Below are 21,461 nucleotides of genomic sequence, written 5' to 3' on the forward strand. Positions count from 1 at the left end.
ACTATAGAGTCCGCTCATCCCCTTACTGTTCGTCCAGCATCTGGATGCCGCGCTCCACAACCGCCTCGGTCACGAAGAGACTCGTCTCACGCTGGAGTGCTCGCATACGGGATGCCGCTTCGTCTCTGTCGAGCAATCCGCGACACACCCGAGCGCGATGACGCCGATAGAACCGCGTACTTCGACGCCCGCCTCGGATGCTGTCTCGCGCGCGGCGAGGTCGTCGGGTAGAAGAACGACTCCACGCTCTTTTGTGACCGCAATCGCGGCGCGTTCTCCGGCGTCCAGTTCCTCAGTTCCGACTCGGCTTTCGTCGGCTTCGACGAGTTCGTACGAGAGGTCGGCCCCCCGTCCGGAACACCACCGGCATCGACCTCCTCGTAAACCGACTCCGGGACGAGGAGCGTGTCAAACGTCGAGAGCAGTTCGAGTGAGTCGATTTCGGCGAGGTGAATGAGCGGTCCTGCGTCAGAAACGGCCGCAGGCGTCACGCGTTCAAGCCCCAGTCAACGTCTTCCTCGACGACCTCACGCTCTCGCTCCGCTCGCTCGACTTTCGTCCGACCGACGTGCTCGATTGCTTCCTCGCGGTCGAGTTCGCCGTCAAGGTACCGAGCAAGAACGAGGTCCTCCCACAGGTCCTCGAGCCCGCGTTCGAGTGCCCGCTCGAACACTTCGGACTCCGGAAGGCCGCGGGCCTCCGCGATTTCTCGAACCCGGCCGGAAATTTCGGCGGCCATACTGTGTGTTTGCTCGGTACCGTTCGTAAATCCGCGTCTGCCAGTCCGGCGCAGCCCTGACCGGGACCTATGTTTACTGTGGCCACAACCAGATACCACAGAGACTCATTCTACCGTCAAAATGTCGGCCTCGGCACTCATAGGGCTCGTCACCGTCGGCTGCCTACACCGACTCGGCCCGCTGGCTCGTCATCGGCCACTCACGGATAAAACGTCGAACGGCAAGTGCGTTCCGTCGTTACTCCTCGTCGGCCGGGGGGATGAAGCCGAACTGCTCGCCGACGCCGAAGACGTCGAACTGCCGGAGGAGTTCGGCAAACTCCTCGTCGGAGGGGTCGACGAGCAGGAGGTCGTTGTCGAAGTCCATCGACAGCGTGTCCTCGCCGAAGTCGACGAGGAAGTTCCCGTCGGTGAACTCCCCGGCGATTTCGTCGCTGGATTCGACGGCGTCCTGCAGCAGTTCGCCGACGGACTGACCGGTGTTTGCGGCCTCCTCCAGCAGTTCGACGGCGATGTCGGGTGCCGAGGAGGGGTCCTCGACAGCTTGCTGGAGCAGGTCGCCCAGTGTCTGACCGGTGTCTTCCATCTGTGCCTGAAGTTCCTCGAACAGCTCCCGTGCGTCGCTCATGTGAATCTGCCGACGGGTTGAAATGAAATAGGCGTGGCGGTTCTCTCGAAATCCGCCCCACTCCCGGCAGCGAGGGTTTTCGACGGTCGTGGAACACCCAAATCCATGCCTCAGGTGTGCCGCTTCAAAACACCGAAGATTCCGGTCGCCAAAGCGACGTGACAGGCTGTTGGAATAGCTGTTAAGTACGCTCCAATGCTAACAATCATCATGTCCCTCGGTACCGTACAACGTTGCCTGGAGTGTGGCTTCGAGGCACCCCCAGGCTCCGATGCGTGGAGTCGCGTCGAACACCCACCGCTCGGGACGCTCACCCAGTGTCCGGAGTGCGGGAGTACGAACACGCACACCCTTTGAGAGGGTGTCTCCACGCCGGGAGAGAAACGCCCGGTCAGGAACCGAACGCGACTTCGATACCGAACATCGCCACGCCGATGCCGACGGCGATAATCGACCCCGCGAGCAGTTGTGCGCCGAGTCCGAAAACGAGCCCAGCGAGCACCGCACAGAAGCCGACTATCGTACCGAGACCGAACACCGCGTCCCCGGCCCCGAGCGGCTCTTCGTCGGGATAGGCGGCCGCAGCAGTCGCGAGGAATACGTGAACCCCCAGCGGGACGACGGAGACGACTGCGTACCCCGCATCCGTCCACCGGGGAGCGATTGCGGTCAGTTCGGTGAACTCCCGGAGCGTCGACACCGTATCGAGATAGAACAGCCCGACGAACTGAATCAGGCTGTCGGTCACCGTCGTCGGGTCACCGGACGTCGAGGCGACGACGATTGACGCGCCGACGAACCCCCACGCGAACAGCCAGACGAACACTTGATACGCCCCCATGGCAGTCGTCTCTTCGCCGTCGGGCAAAAATCCGACGGGTGATTCGACTAGTCGCGCCGGTCGAGCGCCGCCGCGACCACGAGCGGGAGCGTGATAGTGGCGTCGGCGTACACCGAGACGTTCCGGGCGTCTTCCTTCAGTTTCCCCCACGACCGCGCCTCGTCGAGCGTCGCCCCAGAGAGCCCACCCGTCTGTGGCGGGTCCATCGTCAACTGGACCGCATAGTCGTAGGCCTCCGGCGTCACGAGCATCGTCTGGAGGACGTAGTTCTTCGGGACGCCGCCACCGACGACGATGGCGGCCGTCGACTCCGCCTCGTAGGCGAGGTCGTTCAGCGGCGACATGTCCTTCAGGGCGTCCAACGAGAAGCCCGAGACCTGCGAGTGGAGCCACGCCTGCAACCCGAGGACGGAGTCCTGAATCGCCGGGACGTAGACGGGCACGTCGTTCTCGTATGCCGCGGCGGCGATGCCAGCGTCCTCGTCTATGCCCTCACGGTCGTTGACCTCGCTGTTGGCCCGGCCGAGTTCGCGGGTGAACTCGGCGATAGAGACGACCTCCTCGCCGACGGCGTCGAACACCTCCTCCCGAAGGTGGTTCTCGAACAGCGCGAAGTGCTCCTGTGGGAGATACACGTTGTAGATGCGGTCGACTTCCTCGTGGCGCAACTGCTCGTCGAAGTCCCGCTCTTCGAGGTCGGGGTGCTCCTCCCGGCCGTGGTGGTGTTTGCCGCCGATGGCCTCGATCGAATCGTGGGTGAGGTTCGCACCGGTCGTCACGAGCGCGTCGATGTGGCCCTCTCGAATGAGGTCGGCGACGATGGCTCGCATCCCGGCAGGAACCATCGCCCCCGCGAGGCCGAAGAAGGTGGTCGTCTCCTCGCTGGCGAATATCTCGCCTGTCACGTCGATGGCTTCCCCGAGGTTCGCGGCACCGATGCCCGCCTTGCCGTATTCGTCGGCGAGGTCGGCGACGGACATCCCCGCGGTGACGCGTGCGTGCTCGACGGGGTCGTGGTCGAACTCCTCGCGCTCGGGGGGTTCGTAGGTCTCGCTGTCGTCGCTCATTGTGGGACGGTCGGCCGGCGAGCGTTTCAAGGGCGCGATTTTCGGACGGACGACGGACGGGGGGACGGCGTCAGGTTCGCAACGCGGCTGCGACGGTTCGGACCTGCGCGAGACCGTTAGCGACGAGGGCTTTCGGGAACCGCCGTCGGGCGTTGTCGATGGCGTCCGTCAGGGCGTCGTCGGCATCCTCGTGGACGCCGGGACCGTGTCCGGAGAGCACCCGGTTCGGCTGGAGGTCGGCAAACGCCTCCCGAGGCGGTGTCAGCCGACGGAGCAACATGACGCCGAGGCGCTCGTCGCCGACGCGCATGTAGTCGGCGGCGCCGACGGATTCCGACGCGACGAGCGTCTCGCCGTCGTAGAGCGCGTACTCCTGCCAGGTGCTGCCGCTCCGGGCGACCTCGATGAGTTCGTACTCGCCGAGCGTCCCGCCCACGTCGAGACGGTCGGTCGGCGCGTCGATGGCGCCGGCCACGTCGGTCATCGGTGCCGGCAGCGTCACCGGCACGTCGTGGCGCACGGCGAACGTGTCGGCATCGCGGGTGTGGTGATTCGAGAGGACGACGACGCCGGCGACGTCGCCGAACTCCTCGATGAGGGCGTCGACCCCAGGGGCGTCGATTGGGTCGACCAGCCACACGCCGTCGTTGGTCAACAGGGCGTGGCTGGCTCGCTGCATCGTCTCCTCGGGATGTGCAATCCAGCCGACGCCGCCCATCCAGCGGTCGATTTCCTCGTAGTCGGTGGGGGAGTCCGTCGCTTTCGCGGGCATGGTCAGTACGACCACCGACTGGCGTTAAAGTGTTGCCGTGGCGACAGACTATGCGAACGACAGCCGAGCGGTCAGTTGTACTCCCGCCAGCGGTACCCGCAGTCCTGACACTTGAAAAAGCGCGTCGGCGGTTCGTCGGCGGCGCCGGTCTGTTTGATGGTGTACCACGCCTTCCCGTGACCGCACTTCTCGCAGGTCACGTCGTCCGCGGTCGGCTTGCCCTCGAAGTTCGCACCCTCCTCGGTTTCGATGAGTTCGGTCTCGGATTGGGCCTCCGTCGTGACGAACTCCGCGGCTCGCTCTTCGTCTTTCGACTGTCTCGCCCCGCAGGACGAACACACCATCTCGCCGTCCTCGGAGTGCATCATCGAACCACACTCGTCGCAGAACTGCATGGCTGCCGCTAGCGGTCGGAGCGGCAAAACCGTGTGGATTCACTCTTCGTCGGTCAGAATCTCGTCGGTCGGCCCGCGCCGCTTGGCGACGATTGGACAGTTCCGAACCCGGAACGACTCCATGTCGACGTGTTCGACGATTTCGGTGCCGTCGTGTGAGCAGGACACGTCCGGCGGCGTCGAGAAGTACTCACACGACTGGCAGTATCGACTCTTCGGAACGACGGCCGTATCGCCCTCCCGGTCGACGTCTTCGTCGGCTGCCGCGACCGAATCCACCCGGGCGACGGCCTCGGACGTTTCCCCGTCTTCGAGGGCGTCCCAGAGAGCATCTTCGTCGACATCGCCGACATCCATCTCGTCGAACAGTTCGTCGGGGTCCACGTCGGCAAGGTCGCCGTCGACGTCGCGGTCCAGTTCCGCGAAGGGGTCGTCGCGTTCCGCGTCGCCGACTGCATCGTCGCGGCCGTCGTCGTCACTCATCGGTGTCTTCCCCGCTTTCGATTGCTGGCGGGTCCTCGGCGGTCAGTTTCGGGCTTCCGAAGATGGAGGTCGACGGCGCCACGTTGCCGAACTCGATGCCGCAGTTCGGGCAGGCGGGTTCGGTCAGCAGCGCGATGTCGACGGAGCTCGAACAGCCGCTGCACTTCGCCGACCTGATTCCCTCCCGTCCGGCCCGCCGCTTGAGGTCCTCGAGGTGCCGCTCCCGTTCGGTGTCGACGTCGTCGCTTCGGTTCCGTAGCGCCACGACGATGCGCGCCAGTCGGCCGAGTTTCGACGATACGTCGTCGAGTTGCTCCTCGACTGCCTCGACGCTATCCGAGAGGTTCGCCACGTCGGTTCCGAGCCCGTCGATGTCCTCGGCGAGGCCGTCCACTCGTCGGTTCAGTTGGTCGATTTCGGCGTGGTCGTGGTCCGCTGCCGCGCGGTCTTCCAGCCCATCGCGGAGTTGGAGCACGCGACTTCTGATGTCCTCGACGTGGTCGTCGAGTTCGGACTCCAAAGAGCCGACGCGGCGCTCCAGTCGCTCGAGTTCCGCTTCGTCGACCGTGTCGATTCGGCGCTCGATGTCGTCGAGAAATTCGGCGTCGAGCGTCGGCTTCTCGAAGGACGGCGTTTCGTCGCCATCGAGGTCGGCCGTCGTTCGATAGGTGCTCAGCAACTGGACGACCAGTTCCTCGCGGTCGACATCGAGGGTGTCGGCCCGGTCGTCGAGCCACCGTTCGAGTTCCGACGGTAGCGTCACCGACATTTCGGGCTCGTCAGCCGACTCCGTAGCCATTGCTCTCTTTTATCAACGACACGCAGTTAAGGGTTCGGCCGTATCGCGACGTGAACCGGACGGAATCCCCACTCACCGGATTTTCCGAACGTCGCTGATGTCGAAGCCGGCATCGCCGATTTCCGTCTCGAAGCGAACGATGTTCTCGTCTTCTATCCGCGAGAGGACCCCGCGGAACTGTTTTACGACCATCGTTCGCGCGCGGGCGCTCCCGCCGCTTTCCCACTCGAACAGGAGCGTTCCGTCGGCGGCGTCGACGAGTTGGCCGTGTTTCTCGGCTCCGAGCGTCTCCTGGTTGATGTGAACGAGGATGAGACCGCCCCACTCGTAGGCCGCCCGCGAGAGTCCCTTCAAGAGGACCGGGATGTCGCTCCACGGCAGGCTGTCGGTTCGAGAGCCGATGAGGTCGGCGATTGAGTCGATGACGACGACGTTGCCGGCAGCGTGGCTCGTGAGTCGGTCACCGAGTGCCTCCGTGACCGTCTTTCTGTCCTGGGTCTGTCCCAAATCGGAGATGTTCGCCGTCTTCTCCGCGTACCACTCCCGTGGGACGGGGCTGAGACGGAAGTACTCCGGCGAGAGGTCGTGAAACGACATGTTGTCGATGCCCGCCTCGACGACCTCTTCGTCCATCGCGAGGGTCATCTCGCGGTTCACCTGCCGTTTCTCGGAGGTAAAGGAGATGTAGTGGACTTCTTCCGGGGCGGAGGCGCGGTCGTCGATGCCGCCGTAGTAGAGGTCGAACAGCTCGGGGTCGCCCTTCGCGAGGCCGTTCATGATGGCCGCGGTGTACATGAACTCCCGGGCGCCGGCGCCGGCTTCCCCCGACAGCAGCACGACGCTGCCGGGCGGCGCACCACCCCCGATGGTCGTGTCCAAGCGTCGAATCCCGAACGGGATGCGGTCCATGCACACCCGTTCGGTCCCCCGGCTTTAAAGCGTTTAGTGGGTTTCGACGCGTGCGCCGACGTTTCGCGGTTCGACCACGCGCACGTCGCCGTCGACGCCCGTCTCCGTAAGTGCAGTTTCGGCGGCTTCTCGCGCCGCCACCGCGGAGTCGGCGTCGGTGACGCCGTAGACAGCCGGCCCCCACGAGGACTGGCCGACGCCTCGGAGTGCGGGCGTCTCGGCCAACTCGTCGATGAGGCGACCGGCCGGCGGCCGGTACACGCCGCCCTGTTCGTCGGCGTACCACGCGCCGTTGAGTCTTCCGAAGGCGCCGACCGAATCGCCGAAGGCCGCCAGCCGACCCTCCGCTGCCGCCGGCAGGAGGCGGCGGACGAGCAGCGAGGCGAGTTCGTCGGCGACGGCCGGGTCGGCGTTCTCGACGACCGACCGCATGCTCTCGTCTTCGGTGGCGCCGCTGCGTCCGGGTTCGGCGTCGGGCAACACGAGAACGAACCGCCAGTCGGCGGGGAGGTCGTGGCGTGCGACGACCGCCGGCACCTCCCATTCGCCGGGGTCCGGCGGCGCCGTCGTGAATCGCTCGGTCGGATGGCCGGCATCGACGATGAACCCACCTGCTTCGAAGGCCGCGACGCCGACGCCGCTTCGGCCACCGCGTTCGAGTGCCGGCGCACGCGCTCGGATGTTCGGGTCGCGGCCATAGACGGTCGCGACGGCCGCGAGCGTCGCCAGCGTGAGTTGCGTTCCGCTCCCCAACCCGACGTGCCGCGGGAGCGTCTCCTCGACCGTCAACTCGGCGCCCGGCACGTCGAGCACGTCACAGACTGCCTCGGCGTACCCCCTGACGACCGGGTCCTCACAGACGACTGCCTCGGCCCGCTCGGCTTCGAGAACGACCCGTGGCTCGTCGAGGGCGACGCCGACGCCGCCGTAGAGCCGTTCGTGGGCCAGCGAGAGGTTTCCGAAGCCGACGTGGAGGCGAGCGCCGGCTTCGACACGGGCGCGCATGCTCTGTCGTTCGACGCTGGCCGGGTTGTGCGTTTCGACAGCGGCAGCGATTCACGCCTCAGAGGTCCCGGGACTGCGAGAGGTTCCACAGCTCGCCGCCGCAGGCCGTACAGACGAGCGATTCCGCGTGTTCGGTTCGCCGACCACAGTCGAAGCACTCGTACAGTTCGGTCCCCGATTTCTGCGTAGCTGGTCGCATATCCAACCGTGAGTTGTGAGGTAGCTTAACTCACACCCTAATATTACTAGTAACGTACAGTCTCTTTCCGTAAAAAATGGACGTTCGGACATTTTTCACCGGTGAAAAGAGACCATATTCCGAGCGCAAAACAGCCTGCAAGAAGTGAGTCGATTGCTGGTCGTTAAGTCGGTCGACGGCGAGGGTGTACACATGAGCCAACAGGAGCCACCCGAGCGGGAGGCCGACGAGGGCGGGAAGCCGGAGCACCTCCGCAGCCGCGAAGTCACCGAGGGGACCGAACGTGCCCCGCACCGCGCGATGTTCCGCGCGATGGGGTACGACGACGAGGACCTCGCCTCGCCGATGGTCGGCGTCGCCAACCCCGCCGCCGACATCACGCCGTGTAACGTCCACCTCGACGACGTGGCGCAGTCGGCGGTCGACGGCGTCGACGGCGCCGGCGGCATGCCGATCGAGTTCGGCACAATCACCATCTCCGACGCCATCTCGATGGGAACCGAGGGGATGAAAGCCAGCCTCATCTCCCGGGAAGTCATCGCCGACTCCGTCGAGTTGGTCGCCTTCGGCGAGCGCATGGACGCCCTCGTCACTGTCGCGGGCTGTGACAAGAACCTCCCCGGCATGATGATGGCCTCCATCCGGACGGACCTCCCCTCCGTGTTCCTCTACGGCGGGTCCATCATGCCCGGCGAACACGACGGGCGTGAAATCACGATTCAGAACGTCTTCGAGGGCGTCGGCGCCGTCGCCTCCGGCGACATGAGCGAAGCGGAACTCGAAGAGATGGAACACCACGCCTGTCCCGGCGCCGGGTCCTGCGGTGGGATGTTCACCGCCAACACGATGGCTTCCATCAGCGAGGCGCTCGGGATGGCGCCGCTCGGGTCGGCCTCCCCGCCCGCCGAAGGCGACGAGCGCTACGAGGTCGCCGAACGCGCCGGCGAACTCGTCCTCGAGTGCGTCCAGGAGGACCGCAAGCCCTCCGACATCCTCACGAAGGAGTCCTTCGAGAACGCCATCGCCGTCCAAGTCGCCTTGGGTGGGTCGACCAACGGCGTCCTCCACGTCCTCGCGTTGGCCGCCGAGGCCGGCATCGACCTCGACATCACCGAGTTCGACGAGATATCGAAGCGCACGCCAAAAATCGCCAACCTCCAGCCCGGCGGGACGCGTGTGATGAACGACCTCCACGAAATCGGGGGCGTGCCGGTCGTCATCCGGCGTCTGCTGGAGGGCGGTTACATCCACGGCGACGCAATGACCGTCACCGGCCGTACCATCGAGGAGGAACTCGACGTGCTCGAAGAGACCGGCCACCTCCCCGACGACGAAGACATCGAGGCGGACTTCCTCTACACCGTCGACGACCCCATCCACGAGGAGGGCGCCATCAAGATTCTCACCGGCAACCTCGCTCCCGACGGCGCGGTGCTGAAGGTGACCGGCGACGACGCCTTTTTCCACGAGGGGCCGGCCCGCGTCTTCGAAGACGAGGAGTCGGCGATGAAGTACGTCCAGGAGGACCGAATCGAATCCGGCGACGTCATCATCATCCGCAACGAGGGCCCGCAGGGCGGCCCCGGGATGCGGGAGATGCTCGGCGTGACCGCCGCCGTCGTCGGCGCCGGCCACGAGGACGACGTGGCGATGCTCACCGACGGCCGCTTCTCGGGGGCGACCCGCGGCCCGATGATAGGCCATGCGGCCCCCGAGGCGTTCGTCGGCGGTCCCATCGGGGCCCTCGAGGACGGCGACCACGTTACCATCGACATCCCCGAACGGAGCATCGAGGTCGACCTCACCGACGAAGAACTCGAAGCGCGTCTCGAGGACTGGGAACAGCCCGAGCCCTCGTATCCGACGGGCGTGTTGGCGAAGTACGGCATGGCATTCGGCTCTGCCGCCAACGGCGCGGTGACGAACCCCGGCGTGAAGCGCGACGACTGAACGCGGTTCTCCGGCGGCTGTGCCGCCGGTAGCGGCGAGTGACCGTAGGGAACGAGCCGCTATTTTTCATCGAAGTTTTTGCCGGGTGGCCGCAGGCCACCCGTGCAAAAAGTTCGTGGTTCTAGAACCGCCCCTCCTCGTCGCCGATACCCAACCGCTCGCCGAGTTCCTCGAGTTCGTCGTTGATGTCGGTCCCGGACGATTCACCGGGGAGGATATCGCCCAGCGCGGCCCCGAAGGAGGCGACCGTCCAGACCACGGAGATGCGGGCGAGAGCGACCGAGGGGTCGGCCCAGTCGATGCGGCCCCACAGCGTCATCGTGAACGCTGCGGTGAGGAACGCGACGATGAGGACGCCGGCGAGTCGCCGCGGTACGAGGCCGAAGATGGGTCGGTTGACGATTACCTCACGGAAGTCGGCGAAGTACAGCAGAGAAATCGCCATCAGGACGACGAAGGCGGCGTTCACTAGGAACAACACCGGCGTCGAAAGGAGATACGCAGCGATGTCGAAGACGCCGTCTTCGACCAACATCGGAATCGAGAGGATAATCGCGCCGACGGTGGCCTCCGCGATGTCGCGTCGGGTGAACTTCCGGATGGTCTCCGAGACGGACGGCTCCGGCAGACGGTCCACGAGGGACATCACGTCACGGACCTCCCGTCGCTCGGCGTCGTCGTCGACGGTGGCTTCCAGCTCCGCGAGTTGCGAGCGGATTTCCCCGACTGCGACGTCTTCGAGGTCCGAGTCGCTCGACCCCTCGTTGCTCACGGCCGTACGTCGGCCGGCCGTTCGAAAAAAGTTGCGTGCGGTTGTGTCGAGTCGCCGCCGTTCAGTCGTCGGGTTCGACGACCGTCGGGTCGTCGCCGTCGTCGCCGCGAACCGTCACGCTGTGTCGCGTGTGGCGGGCGTGAGTCTCCGCCCAGCGCTGTGCGGGCCGCTCCGAGAGGAACTCGTCGCCGTCGGGACACTGTCGGCAGGCGACGACCCACGGCGTCACCTCGTCGGGGAAGTGTCCGGTGTGGCGTTTGTGGTCCAACGCGAACCGTTCGAGCGCCTGATTGCCGACGCGAAGGTCGTCGAGTTCGTATTCGAGGTCCCACTCCCGGTTACACTGGGTACACGACACGGTGGGCGTGTCGTCGATTTCGTCCGGACAGCCGACCTCGTCGGTGTCTCCATCGAATCCGTCGGGCACATCTGGCGTTACACATCCCCGTATATATGCACACAGGTTCGTCGCCACGGACCGCCGGGCAGTTCAGACGAAACCACGCCGAGACTCACTCCGGGAGGTAGAAGTCGGACTTCGTGTGTCGGTGAGGGGAGGCGTTCTTCAGTTTCGCGATTTTCGCCGGACTCCGATTGCGGACGATGACCACGTCGTAGGCTTCGTCGGTGGCGACGTTACCGCCGACGCTCGAGACGCTCGTCACCAGGTGGCCGGCGTTGTCGCTGCCGATGAACACCATCGATACGTCCTCCCGTTTGGCGACTTTTCGGATGCGAGTCGAGATGGACCCCGACGGTGCGTACTTGTCGACCGTCTTGTGTCTGAAGTCCGCACTCGGCGCCAGTCCCACGACCTGCTCGTGTAATTTCGAGACGATGGGCTGCATGGCGAAGGGCTCTTCCTCGCCGAGCCAGCCACGTTTCCTCGCGTAGCCGGCGTTCCCCTTCGGAATGACGCTTACGGCCAACACGTCTTCGTCGAACACGACCGCGAACTCCGTCGCACGGACGAGCGCCGCCTCGGCGAGTTCGGACCCGTCGAACGGGACGAGGAGAGTCATACGCGAGTTCGGCGACGGGAGAGTGTTAAAGGTCCGGTCACGGAGATTTCTAGCGACGGGCCCCGTCGAATCGGGTCGAATTGTCCCGGATAGCCATCACAGTACGCCGACACTGGCTCGTGCCCGTCGCCGAAACGCCGTGTCGAACGACGAAAGCGTCGTTCCTTCCGACTCGAGGTCCCGGAGTCGCTCAGCTACCGTGGCGTCGATACTCGGCATGAGGATGGCCGAGGCCACGCCGGTGGCGACCGTTCGAGTCCGCCAGTCGACGTACCGGGGTGCCAGCCACGACGGCCAGTCAGCGAGCAAAACGGCGTTCCGCCACGCGAAGTGTCTGCTCCCCGCGAGACCCGAAAGCGAGAGTCGCTCGTCGAATTCCCCGAGAGCCGCGTCAAGTTCGGAGATGCCCTCCGCACCGTACACCGAAGCGAGCGTCTCCTGGACCACGTCGGTGAGCCGTTCGAGAACATCGTTTATCCGGTCGTGGTCCGCCCGCTTCGCTTCGCGGTTCGGGTCGATAGCGACTTCGTCGAGTGCGTACGTGAGGTCGTAGTTGATGTGGGCGTTGATGCCGAGCAGCGCGTCCTGCGTGACGAGCGTCTCACCCCGAAGGGATGCGGCGAAGGCGATTCGCCACGGGCGTGGGACGGCACCGAACTCACGCCGCTCGAAGGCGAGAAGCGCCCGGCGGTAGTGTTCGGCGAACGTGACGAGGTACGCCCGGACCCACTCCGAATCCTCGAAAGTCGCCGAATCGATACCCGCTCGAACGGCCTCCGTCATGGTGCTGTACACCGTGAGAAACACCGAGCGTCTGTCGTTTCGGTCCCGGAGGTGCGCCGCCGCGTTCGCCAACCGTTCTGCAGCGTCGTCGACGGAGTCGAACGGCTCCGACAGGAGTTCGAGCAGCCGCTCGTCGGACGGGGTTTCGGCGACGCTTCGGAGACGGGCTTCGGTGGCCGTCCGAATCCCGCGACGATAACTCGAGAGAAGCGCCCACAACTCCTCGATTACTGGTGCGTGGGTTCGTAGTGGACTCATTGGTTCTGCGGTCGCTACTCCGAGCGTCTCCGTTCAGGGCGCTCGACGGCAATCGTTCCGTCGTGGTCGTCTTTGACGACAATCGAGACCGCGGACACTATCGATCCCTCACCGCCGGTGACAGAGAGGGGTTGGCGACTCGTGTGTTCGTGTACCGCCGTTCGCTCACCCAGCCCGAAGAACACCTCGTTCGTCGAGAGCCTCCTGTTCCCGTCGAAGGGGTCCTCAACCCCCGGCTTTACGTGCACCCCTGTCTCGAACATGGTCCCATCTCGTCGTTCAACATCAGTCTCACCCAGCCGTACAACATCCATGCCAGATGTACGCACACGGAAGGATATACCTACCGCCGAGATGGTATTAGGCGGTTGATAACAATCCGAGATGTTCCCGTTTTGTTCCGTATGTCCGTCTGGCTCGTGTCGGCGTTCCTGCTGTGGGCGCTCGGCATCGCCCTCTTTTGGGCGTTGCTGTACGGTTACGGGGAGCAACAGGGAACGCTCGACGGCTACTGAGGCGTCTACGCGATACCGTGTTCGGGTTACAAACGTAATCGCCGTTATACGACTACCGCGAAACACGGCCGTGCGGTTCGACCTATCTGGTTAACTTCGCTGGCGTTTCATCGTGAACACTCCAGTATCAATATCGGAATCCGGGGACGCTCCACCGCCCCCGGCTGACCATGAAGACCCGGAACCGCATCCTATTGGGACAGCGCGAAGGACATCGTTATTCGGTTTTTACCGGGGTCGTAGGGGCGGCTTTACGGTATCTGCTCTGATGGTTTTCGATGGACAACACCGTATTCCTGTTTCGTCGTCGGAAAGCGCCGTCATCGAGAGTCATACGTTGTCCGGTGTTTTTGTGACTACGGGCCGACTGAGAGGTCATGGCCTCGAAGCCGCAGGTTCAATGTCCACTCTGCCATCTGGAACTCGACGACTCGGAGCATCTCCAGGACCATCTGGTCGAGTCCCATTCCTCGAGCGAGCTGGCTGAGGCCATCGTCTCCCGGTGGGAGGCGACCGAATACGGGTACGACTCTTGAGGGGTGTCGTCAGGCTGTGCCGCCGTCGGTCCAGACCACATCGGTATGACTCGTCTCACGGCCAGCGGTGCCTCATCGAATGTCAAGCCGGAGCTCAACTGAGGGGACGGTCACTGCTGGAATCGAGGTTACGGTTAGTTAGAAAAGCGAAATTGATTTTATGGCCGCTACGCCGGCCGCTCACCCGACCGAATATTCGTCAGCGTGAGCGTCCACACGGCCCTGCAGTTCGAGCATTCCAATTTCACGTTCTTCGTCTCCTTCCCCCGCGTAAACTCAGAGATATCGTGACCGCAGTCACACGAGAATTCAACCTCCATACGAAGAAATCGAAGGAAACCTACAAAAGGTTTGATATGGTGTGATATTACGGGTTAATACCGAAATGCCACCGGCCACATTCGCTGTTGAGGTCGGTGCTTGGTGGTAGGATTTAGAGAGGGTTTTGGACGCAGAGGTAACTAAGCATCTACTAATCAGGCAGTTAGAGAACTTGTAGTGGGACCGCCGTGATTCGAACACGGGTCCAACGGACCCCATCCGCAGAGGATACCACTACCCCACGGTCCCTTGCATTTCGACGGAGGGCGCACCGGCCTTTAACCTCTTCGTTTCGATTCGGCCTACACGAGGACGCGTTCCAGTTCGACCACTTCGCCACTGTCGGCGTCGGGGTCACCGGCGAGATGTCCGAGACACACCGCTGCGCCGTCGGGCGTGTAGCAGACGACCAACGTGCCGTCGTCGGCTTCATCCAGGTCCGCGTCGATGACGCCGGGTGCGTACACCGGCGCGCCGTTTGCGATTTCGCGTGCCGCCGAGGGGGCGACGGTCACCGAAGGGAGGAACTCCAGCGCCCGTTCGGCCGGTTGAACGACTTCCCGTAATAGTTCGGCGTCGTCGTTCTCACGCCAGAAGGCGAGGCCGTCGGCGAAATCCTGCAGCGTGGCGAGCGTCCGGTCGTCGAAGGGTCCGGTTTTCGTCCGCCGGAGGTCGCCCATGTGGGCGCCAGTACCCAACGCGAGGCCGAGGTCGTGACACAGTTTTCGGATGTAGGTCCCGCTTTCGCACTCCACGTCCAGTAAGACACGTCTGCCGTCGACTTCGAGCGCGTCGAGACGGTGTATCGTCCGGACCCGAAGCCGTCGAGCGACGGCCGATTTTCGCGGCGGCTTCTGGTACAGCGGCCCCTCGAACTCCTCGAGGGTCGATTCGAGGTCGTTCGGCGCCGCTGCGTGCAGTTCCAGCACCGAGACGTACCCCTTCCGACTGTCGTCGAACACCTGTGCGGCACGCGTGGCCGTCCCGGTCAGGATGGGGAGACAGCCGGTGACTTTGGGGTCGAGCGTCCCCGCGTGGGCCGCCTGTCCAACATCGGCCATATCCCGGACCCAGGCGGCGACCTGGTGGGCCGACGGTCCCGGTGGCTTATCGAGATTGATGACGCCGAATTCGAGCAGCGTCGCCGGGTCACGGTCGTCGGGCGGCCCACGTTCCTCCATGTTCAGAACTCGTAGCGGACGTTCTCGACAGGTGCTTTCCCTTCGTCGCTCTCGACGTCGTAGGACTCCAGCGTAGTGAGCACGACGTTGAGGACGCCCTCCGGCGAGAGTCGGGCGGTGTTGAGCGCGAGGTCGTAGATGCCGAGTTCGTCGATGTCGATGTTGTAGTACTCCCGATACCGGAGCGCCTCACTGTCGCCGCGTTCCTTCGTCTCCTTGCGTGCGAGTTCGACGGACTTGTCCTCGCGGTCGGCGATGCGTTCGGCGCGAATCGACAGCGGCGCGTCGAGCCACACCCGGAAGTCGGCGTGTTCGCCGGCCATCCACCCGGCCAGCCGGGATTCGAGGACTACGTCGTCTCGCTCTTCTGCGATTTCCCGTTGCCGACGGTCGAGGTCGCGGTCTATCTGGTCGTCCTCCTCGGCGAGTTTGTTCAACTCCAGCGGCGTGAGGCCGCGGTCGGCGGCCAACTCCCGGAAGATGTCACCACCGCTTACGTGTTCGTATCCGAGTGCCTCGGCCAGGGAGGCAGCGGCCGTACTCTTCCCGCTGCCCGCGGGGCCGGAGATGGTCACTAACATATCAGTACTCCGCCGCTGTGACTGAAAGAGGTTACCCTTCGGGGCGACGAAACGGGGACGGAACGCGGAACCGCAACGGAAAACGAGACCGGATTACGTCGGCGTCGTCTGGATGTTCAGCGCCTTGCGGATGACCTGCGTGAAGCACATCGAGCAGACGAAGTACCAGACGATCCACGCCTGAATCGGCCCGACGAAGCCGTCGGTCCACTCGACGGGTCCGACGATGGGCATCACCATCGTCGCGAGGTTCGCGTGGGCCTGGCTGCCGCGGAAGCCGACAATCCAGTACATCCACAGGAACACCGGGATGGTGAGCAGCATAATCCACACCATCGGGCGGAACTGCTCTTTGAACATGCCCATGTTGTCGGCCATCGCCTCCATCTGCTCGTCTTGGATGCGTTCGAGTTCCTCGTCGTCACCGCGCTCCTTGGCCTCCTTCCGTTTGTCTTGGATGTCTTTCATCCGCTGTTGGTACTCGCCCATCAGCTCCATGTCCATGAGGTTCGCCTGCAGGAGCGTCGAGTACAGCCCCGTAAACAGCGCCAGAACCATCACGACGGCGAAGAACGGGAGCAAATCCAAAAGCGGGCCGAGAAGGATGTCGAGGGTGCTCGCCAGCGGGTCTCGGACCGAGGAGAACGTGTATCCGGCGAACATCGACACCGAGCCGACCGCGGCGAGTTTGTCCCACTTCGTCCACGAGGAGCCCTCGTCGGGGGCGTCCGGTATCTCGAGGTCGTCGTCTTCGAGCGCCTCCCGCACCGCGTCGGGATTTTCGAGGTCGAACCCCTCGCCGTCGGAGTCGACGAGGACGCCCTTCTCGATGAGCCGTCCCCACTGTCCGCTCGTGAGTTCGTCGGAGACGTCGCCCCACGAGACCGTCTCCTCGTCGGCGCGTTCGAGGACGTACTCGATGGCGGACTCCATCTCGGGGTCCTCCCGGACGAGTTCCTGTACTTTCGATGCCGTGCGTGCCATTACCCTCCCTAGTCAAGGACGGGTAATCAACCTTTTACCTTGGCGGCGTGCTCGACTCGGCGAGCGGACGGACGGCGAAAAGCAGTTCCCCGCCGTTCAAAAGGCGTCGTCGATGGCTGCCTGCAGGTCAGCCCACACTTCGTCGGGCGTTCCCTCGCCGTCGATGCGGACGAGTTCGCCCTCGTCGTCGTAGTAGTCGATGACCGGCTGGGTGTTCTCGTCGAAGACGTTGAGGCGCTCCTTGACGGTCTCCTCGTTGTCGTCGTCGCGCTGGATGAGTTCGCCACCGCACTCGTCGCAGACGCCGTCCTCCTCGGGCGGGCTGAACTCGACGTGGTAGTTCGCGCCACACTCCGAGCAGACGCGTCGGCCGGTGAGTCGGTCGACGAGTTCCCCGCGGTCGACGTCCAGCAGGGCGACCAAATCGAGGTCGGTGATGTCGTCGAGGTACTCCGCCTGCGAGAGGTTCCGCGGGTACCCATCGAGGACGAAGCCGTCGGCGTCCTCCAGTGCCGCCTGGACGATTTCGTTGACGACCGGGTCCGGAACGAGTTCGCCCGCCTCCATGAACGACCGCGGGGTCCCGTGTTCGGTCTCCATGTCCTTGTTGGCCCGAAGCGCATCGCCGGTGGTGATGTGGTCGACGTCGTAGGTCTCGGCGATGTTCTTCGACTGCGTTCCCTTACCGGCCCCCGGCGGCCCGAGCAGCAGAATCTTCGGCTGGCTCATACTGGCGCTTTTACCCCTCCAGTAAAAGGCTTGTCTGAATCGTCTCGGTGTCGCCCCGTTCAGGTCTCGGCGGTGAGGCCGAACTGTACGCGCATCGTCCCCGACTCGTCGGAGTCCTGCTGAGGAATCGACGGAAAGGCCCGCTGGAACTCGTCGCCTTCACGCCACGAGAAGTTGTCCAACGCGATCCAGTAGTCGCCGCGTGAGAGGTCGGTCGTGAGGTCGTCGAGGTTCAGAACGTAGAAGGCGCTACCCGAATCGACGTAGCGGGCGCGGTCGTTCCGGAGATACGCCCGGTACTCCCGTTCGTCGTCGAAGAGGATGACGTCGATTGGCGGCCCGGAGCGGACGATGAGGTCGATGCTGACGGTGACCGGCGAGTCGAACGAAAGGCTCCACGTCTTGCGCTCGCCGGCCGGCAGGACGAACTTCTCGTAGATGCGGTCGACCTGTTCGACGGACTGTGCGTGCGTTTCGGCCGTGTCCGTCGAGCGACTCACCGACTCCGTCGGCGTCGCCGAATCGGTCGGTTCGGGCGTCGCAGTCGCCCTCGATTCCGTCGGTGTCGAATCCGGGGTCCGCTGGGAGCCGGCGTCGTTCCCGAACTGTCCCGTCTGACACCCCGCCAGCAATCCCGACCCCAGCGCTCCGACCGCAGCCAGCACGGAGCGACGACTTCTAGTCATTTTCGTGTCATTCATTCGCGGGCCATATGAAACATGTGGTAGGGACGACCATCGAACCGGCCGCATCCACCGGTTTACCGCCGAAGGCGAACCAAATATTTAAGCGACTATCATAACAACACGCCGTAAGGTTCGACGGAGGGGTGGGCCGCCGCCGACTCCGGACGTAGCTCGAATAATGGGACGGAGAAACAAACTGGCGTTGCTCGCAGTGGCGCTCGTGGGGGGTATCGTGTTGTTTGCCGTCGGGGCGCCGGGGGCGGTTCCCGGACTGGGTGAGTCGCCGACGATGGGCGACCCCGGCGAGTCGACGCCACAAAACGGGAACGTCGGTACCGCCGACGGGACGCCGACGGAGACACCCACACCCACGCCGACGCCGACCGTCACACCGACTGAGGCACCGACGGAGACGCCCACTGCCACACCGACCGCCACGCCGCAACCGCCTCGTGACATCGACACCGCCGCATTCGTTCGGTCGATACAGCAGGAGTTGGCGCTGTACCGGAACTACTACGCGAACGTCGGACCGACGCCACAGCCCGCCTACGACGCCTCGCTGTCGACGACTGGCACGATTCCGTCGAAACTCAAAGAGGCGGCATCGGTCCACAGTGAGCGAATGGCCGCGGAAGGGACAGTGGCCCACGAGGCGGGCGGAGTCGGGACCCAAGCACGGCTCGAAGCAGTCGGTCTCGGTTCCTGCCGGGTCGAACACAGTAATACACTGCTTTCGGGAGCGCAACTGGAAGGTCTCTACAGGACTCCGATAGACGACGACTCCGAAACGGAGTTGGGTCGCCAAATCGCCGACGGGTTGATGGACGATGACCACGCCCGGCGGGTGTTGCTGGCCGATGGCGCGGACCATCTCGGCGTCGGCGTCGCCACCGCCGACGGACAGGTCTACGCGACCGTTTTGGTCTGTTGAGATAGTTTTCAGGCCAGTTCCGTAAGGAGTCGGTCGACGATTGCGGCGTCTCCGAAAGAATATTCGACTTCGTCGAGGCTGGCCTCGAACCGGAGTCGAGTGCCGTCATCGGTCGCTCGGGCGTCGTGAATCCGTTCCCGTCTGTGCCCCTCGACCGACCAATCGAGGCCGACGTGACGTATCTCCAGCACGCGGTCGGTCGTCACGACGACACGGGTACACCACCGCGCGAGCAGTCCGTCGGTCGCCCGCGCTCCGACGACGAACGCCTCATCGGCCATCAGTGCGTCGTCGAGACGCGAGCGAGTGCGGTCGTCGAGGTCCTCGAAACGTTCGTACAGCGACACAACCGACCCACGAAGCACGGGTAGAAAACGGTGACGGACCACCGAGCGTCGCCTTCATACCGCGGCGCGCCGACGGTCCGGTATGTCACCCCAGGCGACGACGCCCGAAGACAGGCGCCGACTGGTCGTCGAGGCCATCGTCGCCCACCGACGGGAGGGCGGCGCCCCCGTCGCCTTCGAGGCTGTCGGCCGTCGCGTCGAGTACGACGACCGACAGCTCCGGCTGGAACTCGACGCCGACGAACGCGACCGTCTCGACGCGTTGCTGTCGGCGTATCACGTGTTCAAAATCAAACAGCCGGACACCCGGAAGGCCGACGACGAAGTCGTCTATCTCTCGGCGGTCACCGACCCGAAACACGCCGCCGATTTCGTCGAGTCACTGTTTCGAGACCTCTACGGCGCCGACGAGGGGTACGAACTCCGTGTGGAATGAGCCCGTTCAGCGCTTCCAGAACGGACCGGTGAAGACGGCCAAGGCTGGCACGATTTCGAGGCGACCGACCCACATCAGAAACACCATCACGAGTTTCGTCTCCATCGGGAAGTCGAGATAGCTCCCGAAGGGCCCTATCGAGCCGAACCCGGGGCCGATGTTGCCGAGCGTGGCCAGCGAGGCGCTCATCGCCTCGAGGACGCTCAACTCGTAGCCGACCCGGAGGGCGTCGACGACAAAGAACACCGTCGACACACCGAACAACAGGAAGTACAGCAGCGTAAACGCCATGATGCCACGAACCACATCCTCGTCGACGACGTAGCCGCCGAGACGGAGGGGCTGAACGGCGTCCGGACGGGCGGTCGTGAGCAGTTCCCGGCGAACCGCCTTGATGATGACGAGCCAGCGAATGACCTTGATGCCCCCGCCGGTCGACCCCGCGGAGCCACCGATGAACATCGCGAACAACAACACGGCCTGTGCGGAGCCGTCCCACTGTGCGAAGTCGCTGGTCGCATACCCTGTGGAGTTCAGCAGCGACCCGATTTGGAACGCCGCCTGCCGGAAGGCGTTGGGCGCGTTGCCCTGTGTGACACCGCCGAGTTCCTGTGCTGGGGCCGCACCACCGTACAGCAGGACTGCGAGGATGCCCGTCAGCGACGCGATGGCACCGGCGTACACCCGGAACTCGGGGTCGTTCAGCAGAGTCCGAACGTCACCGTCCAAGAGATGCCAGAACAGCGCGAAGTTGGTGCCGGCGACGACCATGAACGGGATAACCGTCCACTGGACGACGGCCGAGAAGGCGGCGATACTGTCGGCCTGCGGTGAGAACCCGCCAGTCGGTAGCGTCGAAAACCCGTGGGCGACAGCGTTGTAGAGGTCCATGTTCGGCGCGTAGCTCGTCCAAGAGAGCCCGTACAGCAACACCACGAGGAGGACGGTAAAGGCGAAGTAGACCAGCCACAGAACGCGGGCCGTCTCGGCGATTCGGGGCGTCAGTTTCTGGAGGTCCGGTCCCGGCGCCTCGGCTTTCATCAGTTGGGCGCCGTTGACCGCCAATTCCGGCAGGATGGCGACCATGAGGACGATGATACCCATCCCGCCGAGCCACTGGGTAATCTGGCGCCACATCATGATGGCGTGGGAGTGACGGTCGGTCGATATCTCGCCCATAACGGTCGCACCAGTCGTGGTGAAGCCCGACATCGACTCGAACAGCGCGTTGACCGGATGGGCGAGCGTCGAGGATGTCCCGTAGCCCGCCAACAGGTACGGCACCATACCGATGACACCGACGACGAGCCACGACGACGCGACGAGTAACAGCGCCTCTGCCGGCTTGATATCCGGGTCTGAGTCGAGTTGTTCGAGCGCCAATCCGAAACCGACCGCGAGTGCCATCGAGACGGCGAACACCCAGATGTCCTCCCGATACACCAGCGAAATGATGAACGGAACCGCCATTGCGACCGCGAGATACTTCACGACCGTCCCGACGAGACTCGCCGTCGCCCGCCAATCGACGCGGAGCGTCATCCGTCCTCACCGTGCATGTAGCGTCGAATCACGTTCGCTACCCTTGA

At 64.3% G+C, this 21,461-nt stretch carries 26 protein-coding genes, 1 tRNA gene and 1 pseudogene; 3 read left to right on the forward strand and 25 right to left on the reverse strand.

The window, feature by feature from the left end:
* Positions 1–22 precede the first annotated feature (22 nt).
* The 12 genes and pseudogenes from GJ631_RS19430 to GJ631_RS04750 form a co-directional block, all read right to left on the reverse strand.
* A pseudogene (locus tag GJ631_RS19430) lies at positions 23–491 on the reverse strand (nucleic acid-binding protein).
* Positions 488–739 carry a hypothetical protein gene (locus tag GJ631_RS04700; protein WP_156708033.1) on the reverse strand — a complete coding sequence of 84 codons (252 nt, stop codon included), beginning with the start codon at positions 737–739 and terminating at the stop codon, positions 488–490. The pseudogene GJ631_RS19430 and the gene GJ631_RS04700 overlap by 4 nt, the downstream one beginning before the upstream one ends.
* 238 nt (positions 740–977) lie before the next feature.
* Positions 978–1,367, reverse strand: coding sequence for a hypothetical protein (locus tag GJ631_RS04705; protein ID WP_156708034.1), 390 nt, complete (start codon positions 1,365–1,367; stop codon positions 978–980).
* Positions 1,368–1,758: 391 nt separating this feature from the next.
* On the reverse strand, positions 1,759–2,208 hold the full coding sequence (locus GJ631_RS04710; protein ID WP_156708035.1) for a hypothetical protein: 450 nt from the start codon (positions 2,206–2,208) through the stop codon (positions 1,759–1,761).
* 47 nt (positions 2,209–2,255) lie between these two features.
* Positions 2,256–3,275: a deoxyhypusine synthase gene (locus GJ631_RS04715; RefSeq protein WP_156708036.1), complete on the reverse strand. Its 1,020-nt coding sequence runs from the start codon at positions 3,273–3,275 to the stop codon at positions 2,256–2,258.
* A 70-nt stretch (positions 3,276–3,345) separates the two neighbouring features.
* Positions 3,346–4,047, reverse strand: a complete 702-nt coding sequence (locus GJ631_RS04720) for a hypothetical protein (protein ID WP_156708037.1) — start codon at positions 4,045–4,047, stop codon at positions 3,346–3,348.
* A 71-nt stretch (positions 4,048–4,118) separates the two neighbouring features.
* Complete coding sequence (locus GJ631_RS04725) at positions 4,119–4,442, reverse strand: transcription factor S (protein ID WP_156708038.1); 324 nt, start codon at positions 4,440–4,442, stop codon at positions 4,119–4,121.
* Between the two features lie 39 nt (positions 4,443–4,481).
* The gene (locus tag GJ631_RS04730) at positions 4,482–4,925 is read right to left on the reverse strand and encodes a hypothetical protein (RefSeq protein ID WP_156708039.1); all 444 of its coding nucleotides are present in this window, start codon (positions 4,923–4,925) and stop codon (positions 4,482–4,484) included.
* The gene (locus GJ631_RS04735) at positions 4,918–5,724 is read right to left on the reverse strand and encodes a hypothetical protein (RefSeq protein ID WP_156708040.1); all 807 of its coding nucleotides are present in this window, start codon (positions 5,722–5,724) and stop codon (positions 4,918–4,920) included. The genes GJ631_RS04730 and GJ631_RS04735 overlap by 8 nt, the downstream gene beginning before the upstream one ends.
* 72 nt (positions 5,725–5,796) lie before the next feature.
* Positions 5,797–6,633, reverse strand: coding sequence for an HTR-like protein (locus GJ631_RS04740; RefSeq protein WP_156708041.1), 837 nt, complete (start codon positions 6,631–6,633; stop codon positions 5,797–5,799).
* A 33-nt stretch (positions 6,634–6,666) separates the two neighbouring features.
* The gene (locus GJ631_RS04745) at positions 6,667–7,638 is read right to left on the reverse strand and encodes a beta-ribofuranosylaminobenzene 5'-phosphate synthase family protein (protein ID WP_156708042.1); all 972 of its coding nucleotides are present in this window, start codon (positions 7,636–7,638) and stop codon (positions 6,667–6,669) included.
* Between the two features lie 58 nt (positions 7,639–7,696).
* Positions 7,697–7,837 (reverse strand): rubrerythrin-like domain-containing protein, encoded by a 141-nt coding sequence (locus GJ631_RS04750; RefSeq protein WP_156708043.1) that lies wholly within the window; start codon positions 7,835–7,837, stop codon positions 7,697–7,699.
* Between the two features lie 192 nt (positions 7,838–8,029).
* Between GJ631_RS04750 and ilvD the strand changes: the two genes are divergently transcribed.
* Positions 8,030–9,787 (forward strand): dihydroxy-acid dehydratase, encoded by a 1,758-nt coding sequence (gene ilvD / locus GJ631_RS04755; protein ID WP_156708044.1) that lies wholly within the window; start codon positions 8,030–8,032, stop codon positions 9,785–9,787.
* A 121-nt stretch (positions 9,788–9,908) separates the two neighbouring features.
* On the opposite strand, the gene GJ631_RS18925 is transcribed toward ilvD, so the two are convergent.
* The 11 genes from GJ631_RS18925 to GJ631_RS04810 form a co-directional block, all read right to left on the reverse strand.
* Positions 9,909–10,559 carry a DUF2391 family protein gene (locus GJ631_RS18925; protein WP_156708045.1) on the reverse strand — a complete coding sequence of 217 codons (651 nt, stop codon included), beginning with the start codon at positions 10,557–10,559 and terminating at the stop codon, positions 9,909–9,911.
* Between the two features lie 61 nt (positions 10,560–10,620).
* The gene (locus GJ631_RS04765; protein WP_370518559.1) at positions 10,621–10,986 is read right to left on the reverse strand and encodes a hypothetical protein; all 366 of its coding nucleotides are present in this window, start codon (positions 10,984–10,986) and stop codon (positions 10,621–10,623) included.
* An 85-nt stretch (positions 10,987–11,071) separates the two neighbouring features.
* Positions 11,072–11,581, reverse strand: coding sequence for a universal stress protein (locus GJ631_RS04770; protein ID WP_156708046.1), 510 nt, complete (start codon positions 11,579–11,581; stop codon positions 11,072–11,074).
* Between the two features lie 96 nt (positions 11,582–11,677).
* A complete protein-coding gene (locus GJ631_RS04775) occupies positions 11,678–12,622 on the reverse strand; it encodes a DUF5995 family protein (RefSeq protein ID WP_156708047.1) in 945 nt (314 codons plus the stop codon).
* A 14-nt stretch (positions 12,623–12,636) separates the two neighbouring features.
* A complete protein-coding gene (locus tag GJ631_RS04780; protein WP_156708048.1) occupies positions 12,637–12,885 on the reverse strand; it encodes a hypothetical protein in 249 nt (82 codons plus the stop codon).
* Positions 12,886–14,172: 1,287 nt separating this feature from the next.
* Positions 14,173–14,243 (reverse strand) — tRNA-Pro (locus tag GJ631_RS04785).
* Positions 14,244–14,296: 53 nt separating this feature from the next.
* The gene (locus tag GJ631_RS04790; protein WP_156708049.1) at positions 14,297–15,175 is read right to left on the reverse strand and encodes an RNA-guided pseudouridylation complex pseudouridine synthase subunit Cbf5; all 879 of its coding nucleotides are present in this window, start codon (positions 15,173–15,175) and stop codon (positions 14,297–14,299) included.
* Positions 15,176–15,177: 2 nt separating this feature from the next.
* Positions 15,178–15,756 (reverse strand): (d)CMP kinase, encoded by a 579-nt coding sequence (gene cmk, locus GJ631_RS04795; RefSeq protein ID WP_156708050.1) that lies wholly within the window; start codon positions 15,754–15,756, stop codon positions 15,178–15,180.
* 93 nt (positions 15,757–15,849) lie between these two features.
* Positions 15,850–16,740, reverse strand: coding sequence for a DUF106 domain-containing protein (locus GJ631_RS04800; RefSeq protein WP_156708051.1), 891 nt, complete (start codon positions 16,738–16,740; stop codon positions 15,850–15,852).
* A 96-nt stretch (positions 16,741–16,836) separates the two neighbouring features.
* A complete protein-coding gene (locus GJ631_RS04805) occupies positions 16,837–17,469 on the reverse strand; it encodes an adenylate kinase (RefSeq protein WP_156708052.1) in 633 nt (210 codons plus the stop codon).
* A gap of 59 nt (positions 17,470–17,528) precedes the next feature.
* Positions 17,529–18,155: a hypothetical protein gene (locus GJ631_RS04810; protein WP_156708053.1), complete on the reverse strand. Its 627-nt coding sequence runs from the start codon at positions 18,153–18,155 to the stop codon at positions 17,529–17,531.
* A gap of 178 nt (positions 18,156–18,333) precedes the next feature.
* On the opposite strand from GJ631_RS04810, the gene GJ631_RS18485 reads away from it, so the two are divergent.
* On the forward strand, positions 18,334–19,089 hold the full coding sequence (locus GJ631_RS18485) for a hypothetical protein (protein WP_197424835.1): 756 nt from the start codon (positions 18,334–18,336) through the stop codon (positions 19,087–19,089).
* A gap of 8 nt (positions 19,090–19,097) precedes the next feature.
* Here GJ631_RS18485 and GJ631_RS04820 read toward each other — a convergent pair whose 3' ends face one another.
* Positions 19,098–19,436, reverse strand: coding sequence for a hypothetical protein (locus GJ631_RS04820; RefSeq protein WP_156708054.1), 339 nt, complete (start codon positions 19,434–19,436; stop codon positions 19,098–19,100).
* A gap of 82 nt (positions 19,437–19,518) precedes the next feature.
* On the opposite strand from GJ631_RS04820, the gene GJ631_RS04825 reads away from it, so the two are divergent.
* Positions 19,519–19,872, forward strand: coding sequence for a hypothetical protein (locus GJ631_RS04825; RefSeq protein WP_156708055.1), 354 nt, complete (start codon positions 19,519–19,521; stop codon positions 19,870–19,872).
* Positions 19,873–19,878: 6 nt separating this feature from the next.
* On the opposite strand, the gene GJ631_RS04830 is transcribed toward GJ631_RS04825, so the two are convergent.
* Entirely contained in the window at positions 19,879–21,414 is a 1,536-nt protein-coding gene (locus tag GJ631_RS04830; RefSeq protein ID WP_156708056.1) for a TrkH family potassium uptake protein, read from the reverse strand.
* Between the last annotated feature and the right edge of the window lie 47 nt (positions 21,415–21,461).

Origin of the sequence: Natronomonas sp. CBA1123 (assembly GCF_009741925.1) — an archaeon.
In the GTDB taxonomy this organism is placed as follows: domain Archaea; phylum Halobacteriota; class Halobacteria; order Halobacteriales; family Haloarculaceae; genus Natronomonas.

Excerpts from the sequence above, each read along its gene's own strand:
- GJ631_RS04740 (WP_156708041.1), bottom strand. The coding sequence starts at position 6,633 with ATGGACCGCATCCCGTTCGGGATTCGACGCTTGGACACGACCATCGGG.
- GJ631_RS04720 (WP_156708037.1), bottom strand. The coding sequence starts at position 4,047 with ATGCCCGCGAAAGCGACGGACTCCCCCACCGACTACGAGGAAATCGAC.
- GJ631_RS04780 (WP_156708048.1), bottom strand. The coding sequence starts at position 12,885 with ATGTTCGAGACAGGGGTGCACGTAAAGCCGGGGGTTGAGGACCCCTTC.
- GJ631_RS04790 (WP_156708049.1), bottom strand. The coding sequence starts at position 15,175 with ATGGAGGAACGTGGGCCGCCCGACGACCGTGACCCGGCGACGCTGCTC.
- GJ631_RS04750 (WP_156708043.1), bottom strand. The coding sequence starts at position 7,837 with ATGCGACCAGCTACGCAGAAATCGGGGACCGAACTGTACGAGTGCTTC.
- GJ631_RS04810 (WP_156708053.1), bottom strand. The coding sequence starts at position 18,155 with ATGACTAGAAGTCGTCGCTCCGTGCTGGCTGCGGTCGGAGCGCTGGGG.
- GJ631_RS04725 (WP_156708038.1), bottom strand. The coding sequence starts at position 4,442 with ATGCAGTTCTGCGACGAGTGTGGTTCGATGATGCACTCCGAGGACGGC.
- GJ631_RS04800 (WP_156708051.1), bottom strand. The coding sequence starts at position 16,740 with ATGGCACGCACGGCATCGAAAGTACAGGAACTCGTCCGGGAGGACCCC.
- GJ631_RS04830 (WP_156708056.1), bottom strand. The coding sequence starts at position 21,414 with ATGACGCTCCGCGTCGATTGGCGGGCGACGGCGAGTCTCGTCGGGACG.
- GJ631_RS04805 (WP_156708052.1), bottom strand. The coding sequence starts at position 17,469 with ATGAGCCAGCCGAAGATTCTGCTGCTCGGGCCGCCGGGGGCCGGTAAG.
- GJ631_RS18485 (WP_197424835.1), top strand. The coding sequence starts at position 18,334 with ATGGGACGGAGAAACAAACTGGCGTTGCTCGCAGTGGCGCTCGTGGGG.
- GJ631_RS04710 (WP_156708035.1), bottom strand. The coding sequence starts at position 2,208 with ATGGGGGCGTATCAAGTGTTCGTCTGGCTGTTCGCGTGGGGGTTCGTC.
- ilvD (WP_156708044.1), top strand. The coding sequence starts at position 8,030 with ATGAGCCAACAGGAGCCACCCGAGCGGGAGGCCGACGAGGGCGGGAAG.
- GJ631_RS04775 (WP_156708047.1), bottom strand. The coding sequence starts at position 12,622 with ATGAGTCCACTACGAACCCACGCACCAGTAATCGAGGAGTTGTGGGCG.
- GJ631_RS04745 (WP_156708042.1), bottom strand. The coding sequence starts at position 7,638 with ATGCGCGCCCGTGTCGAAGCCGGCGCTCGCCTCCACGTCGGCTTCGGA.
- GJ631_RS04825 (WP_156708055.1), top strand. The coding sequence starts at position 19,519 with ATGTCACCCCAGGCGACGACGCCCGAAGACAGGCGCCGACTGGTCGTC.
- GJ631_RS04735 (WP_156708040.1), bottom strand. The coding sequence starts at position 5,724 with ATGGCTACGGAGTCGGCTGACGAGCCCGAAATGTCGGTGACGCTACCG.
- GJ631_RS04715 (WP_156708036.1), bottom strand. The coding sequence starts at position 3,275 with ATGAGCGACGACAGCGAGACCTACGAACCCCCCGAGCGCGAGGAGTTC.
- GJ631_RS04770 (WP_156708046.1), bottom strand. The coding sequence starts at position 11,581 with ATGACTCTCCTCGTCCCGTTCGACGGGTCCGAACTCGCCGAGGCGGCG.
- cmk (WP_156708050.1), bottom strand. The coding sequence starts at position 15,756 with ATGTTAGTGACCATCTCCGGCCCCGCGGGCAGCGGGAAGAGTACGGCC.
- GJ631_RS04730 (WP_156708039.1), bottom strand. The coding sequence starts at position 4,925 with ATGAGTGACGACGACGGCCGCGACGATGCAGTCGGCGACGCGGAACGC.
- GJ631_RS04705 (WP_156708034.1), bottom strand. The coding sequence starts at position 1,367 with ATGAGCGACGCACGGGAGCTGTTCGAGGAACTTCAGGCACAGATGGAA.
- GJ631_RS04700 (WP_156708033.1), bottom strand. The coding sequence starts at position 739 with ATGGCCGCCGAAATTTCCGGCCGGGTTCGAGAAATCGCGGAGGCCCGC.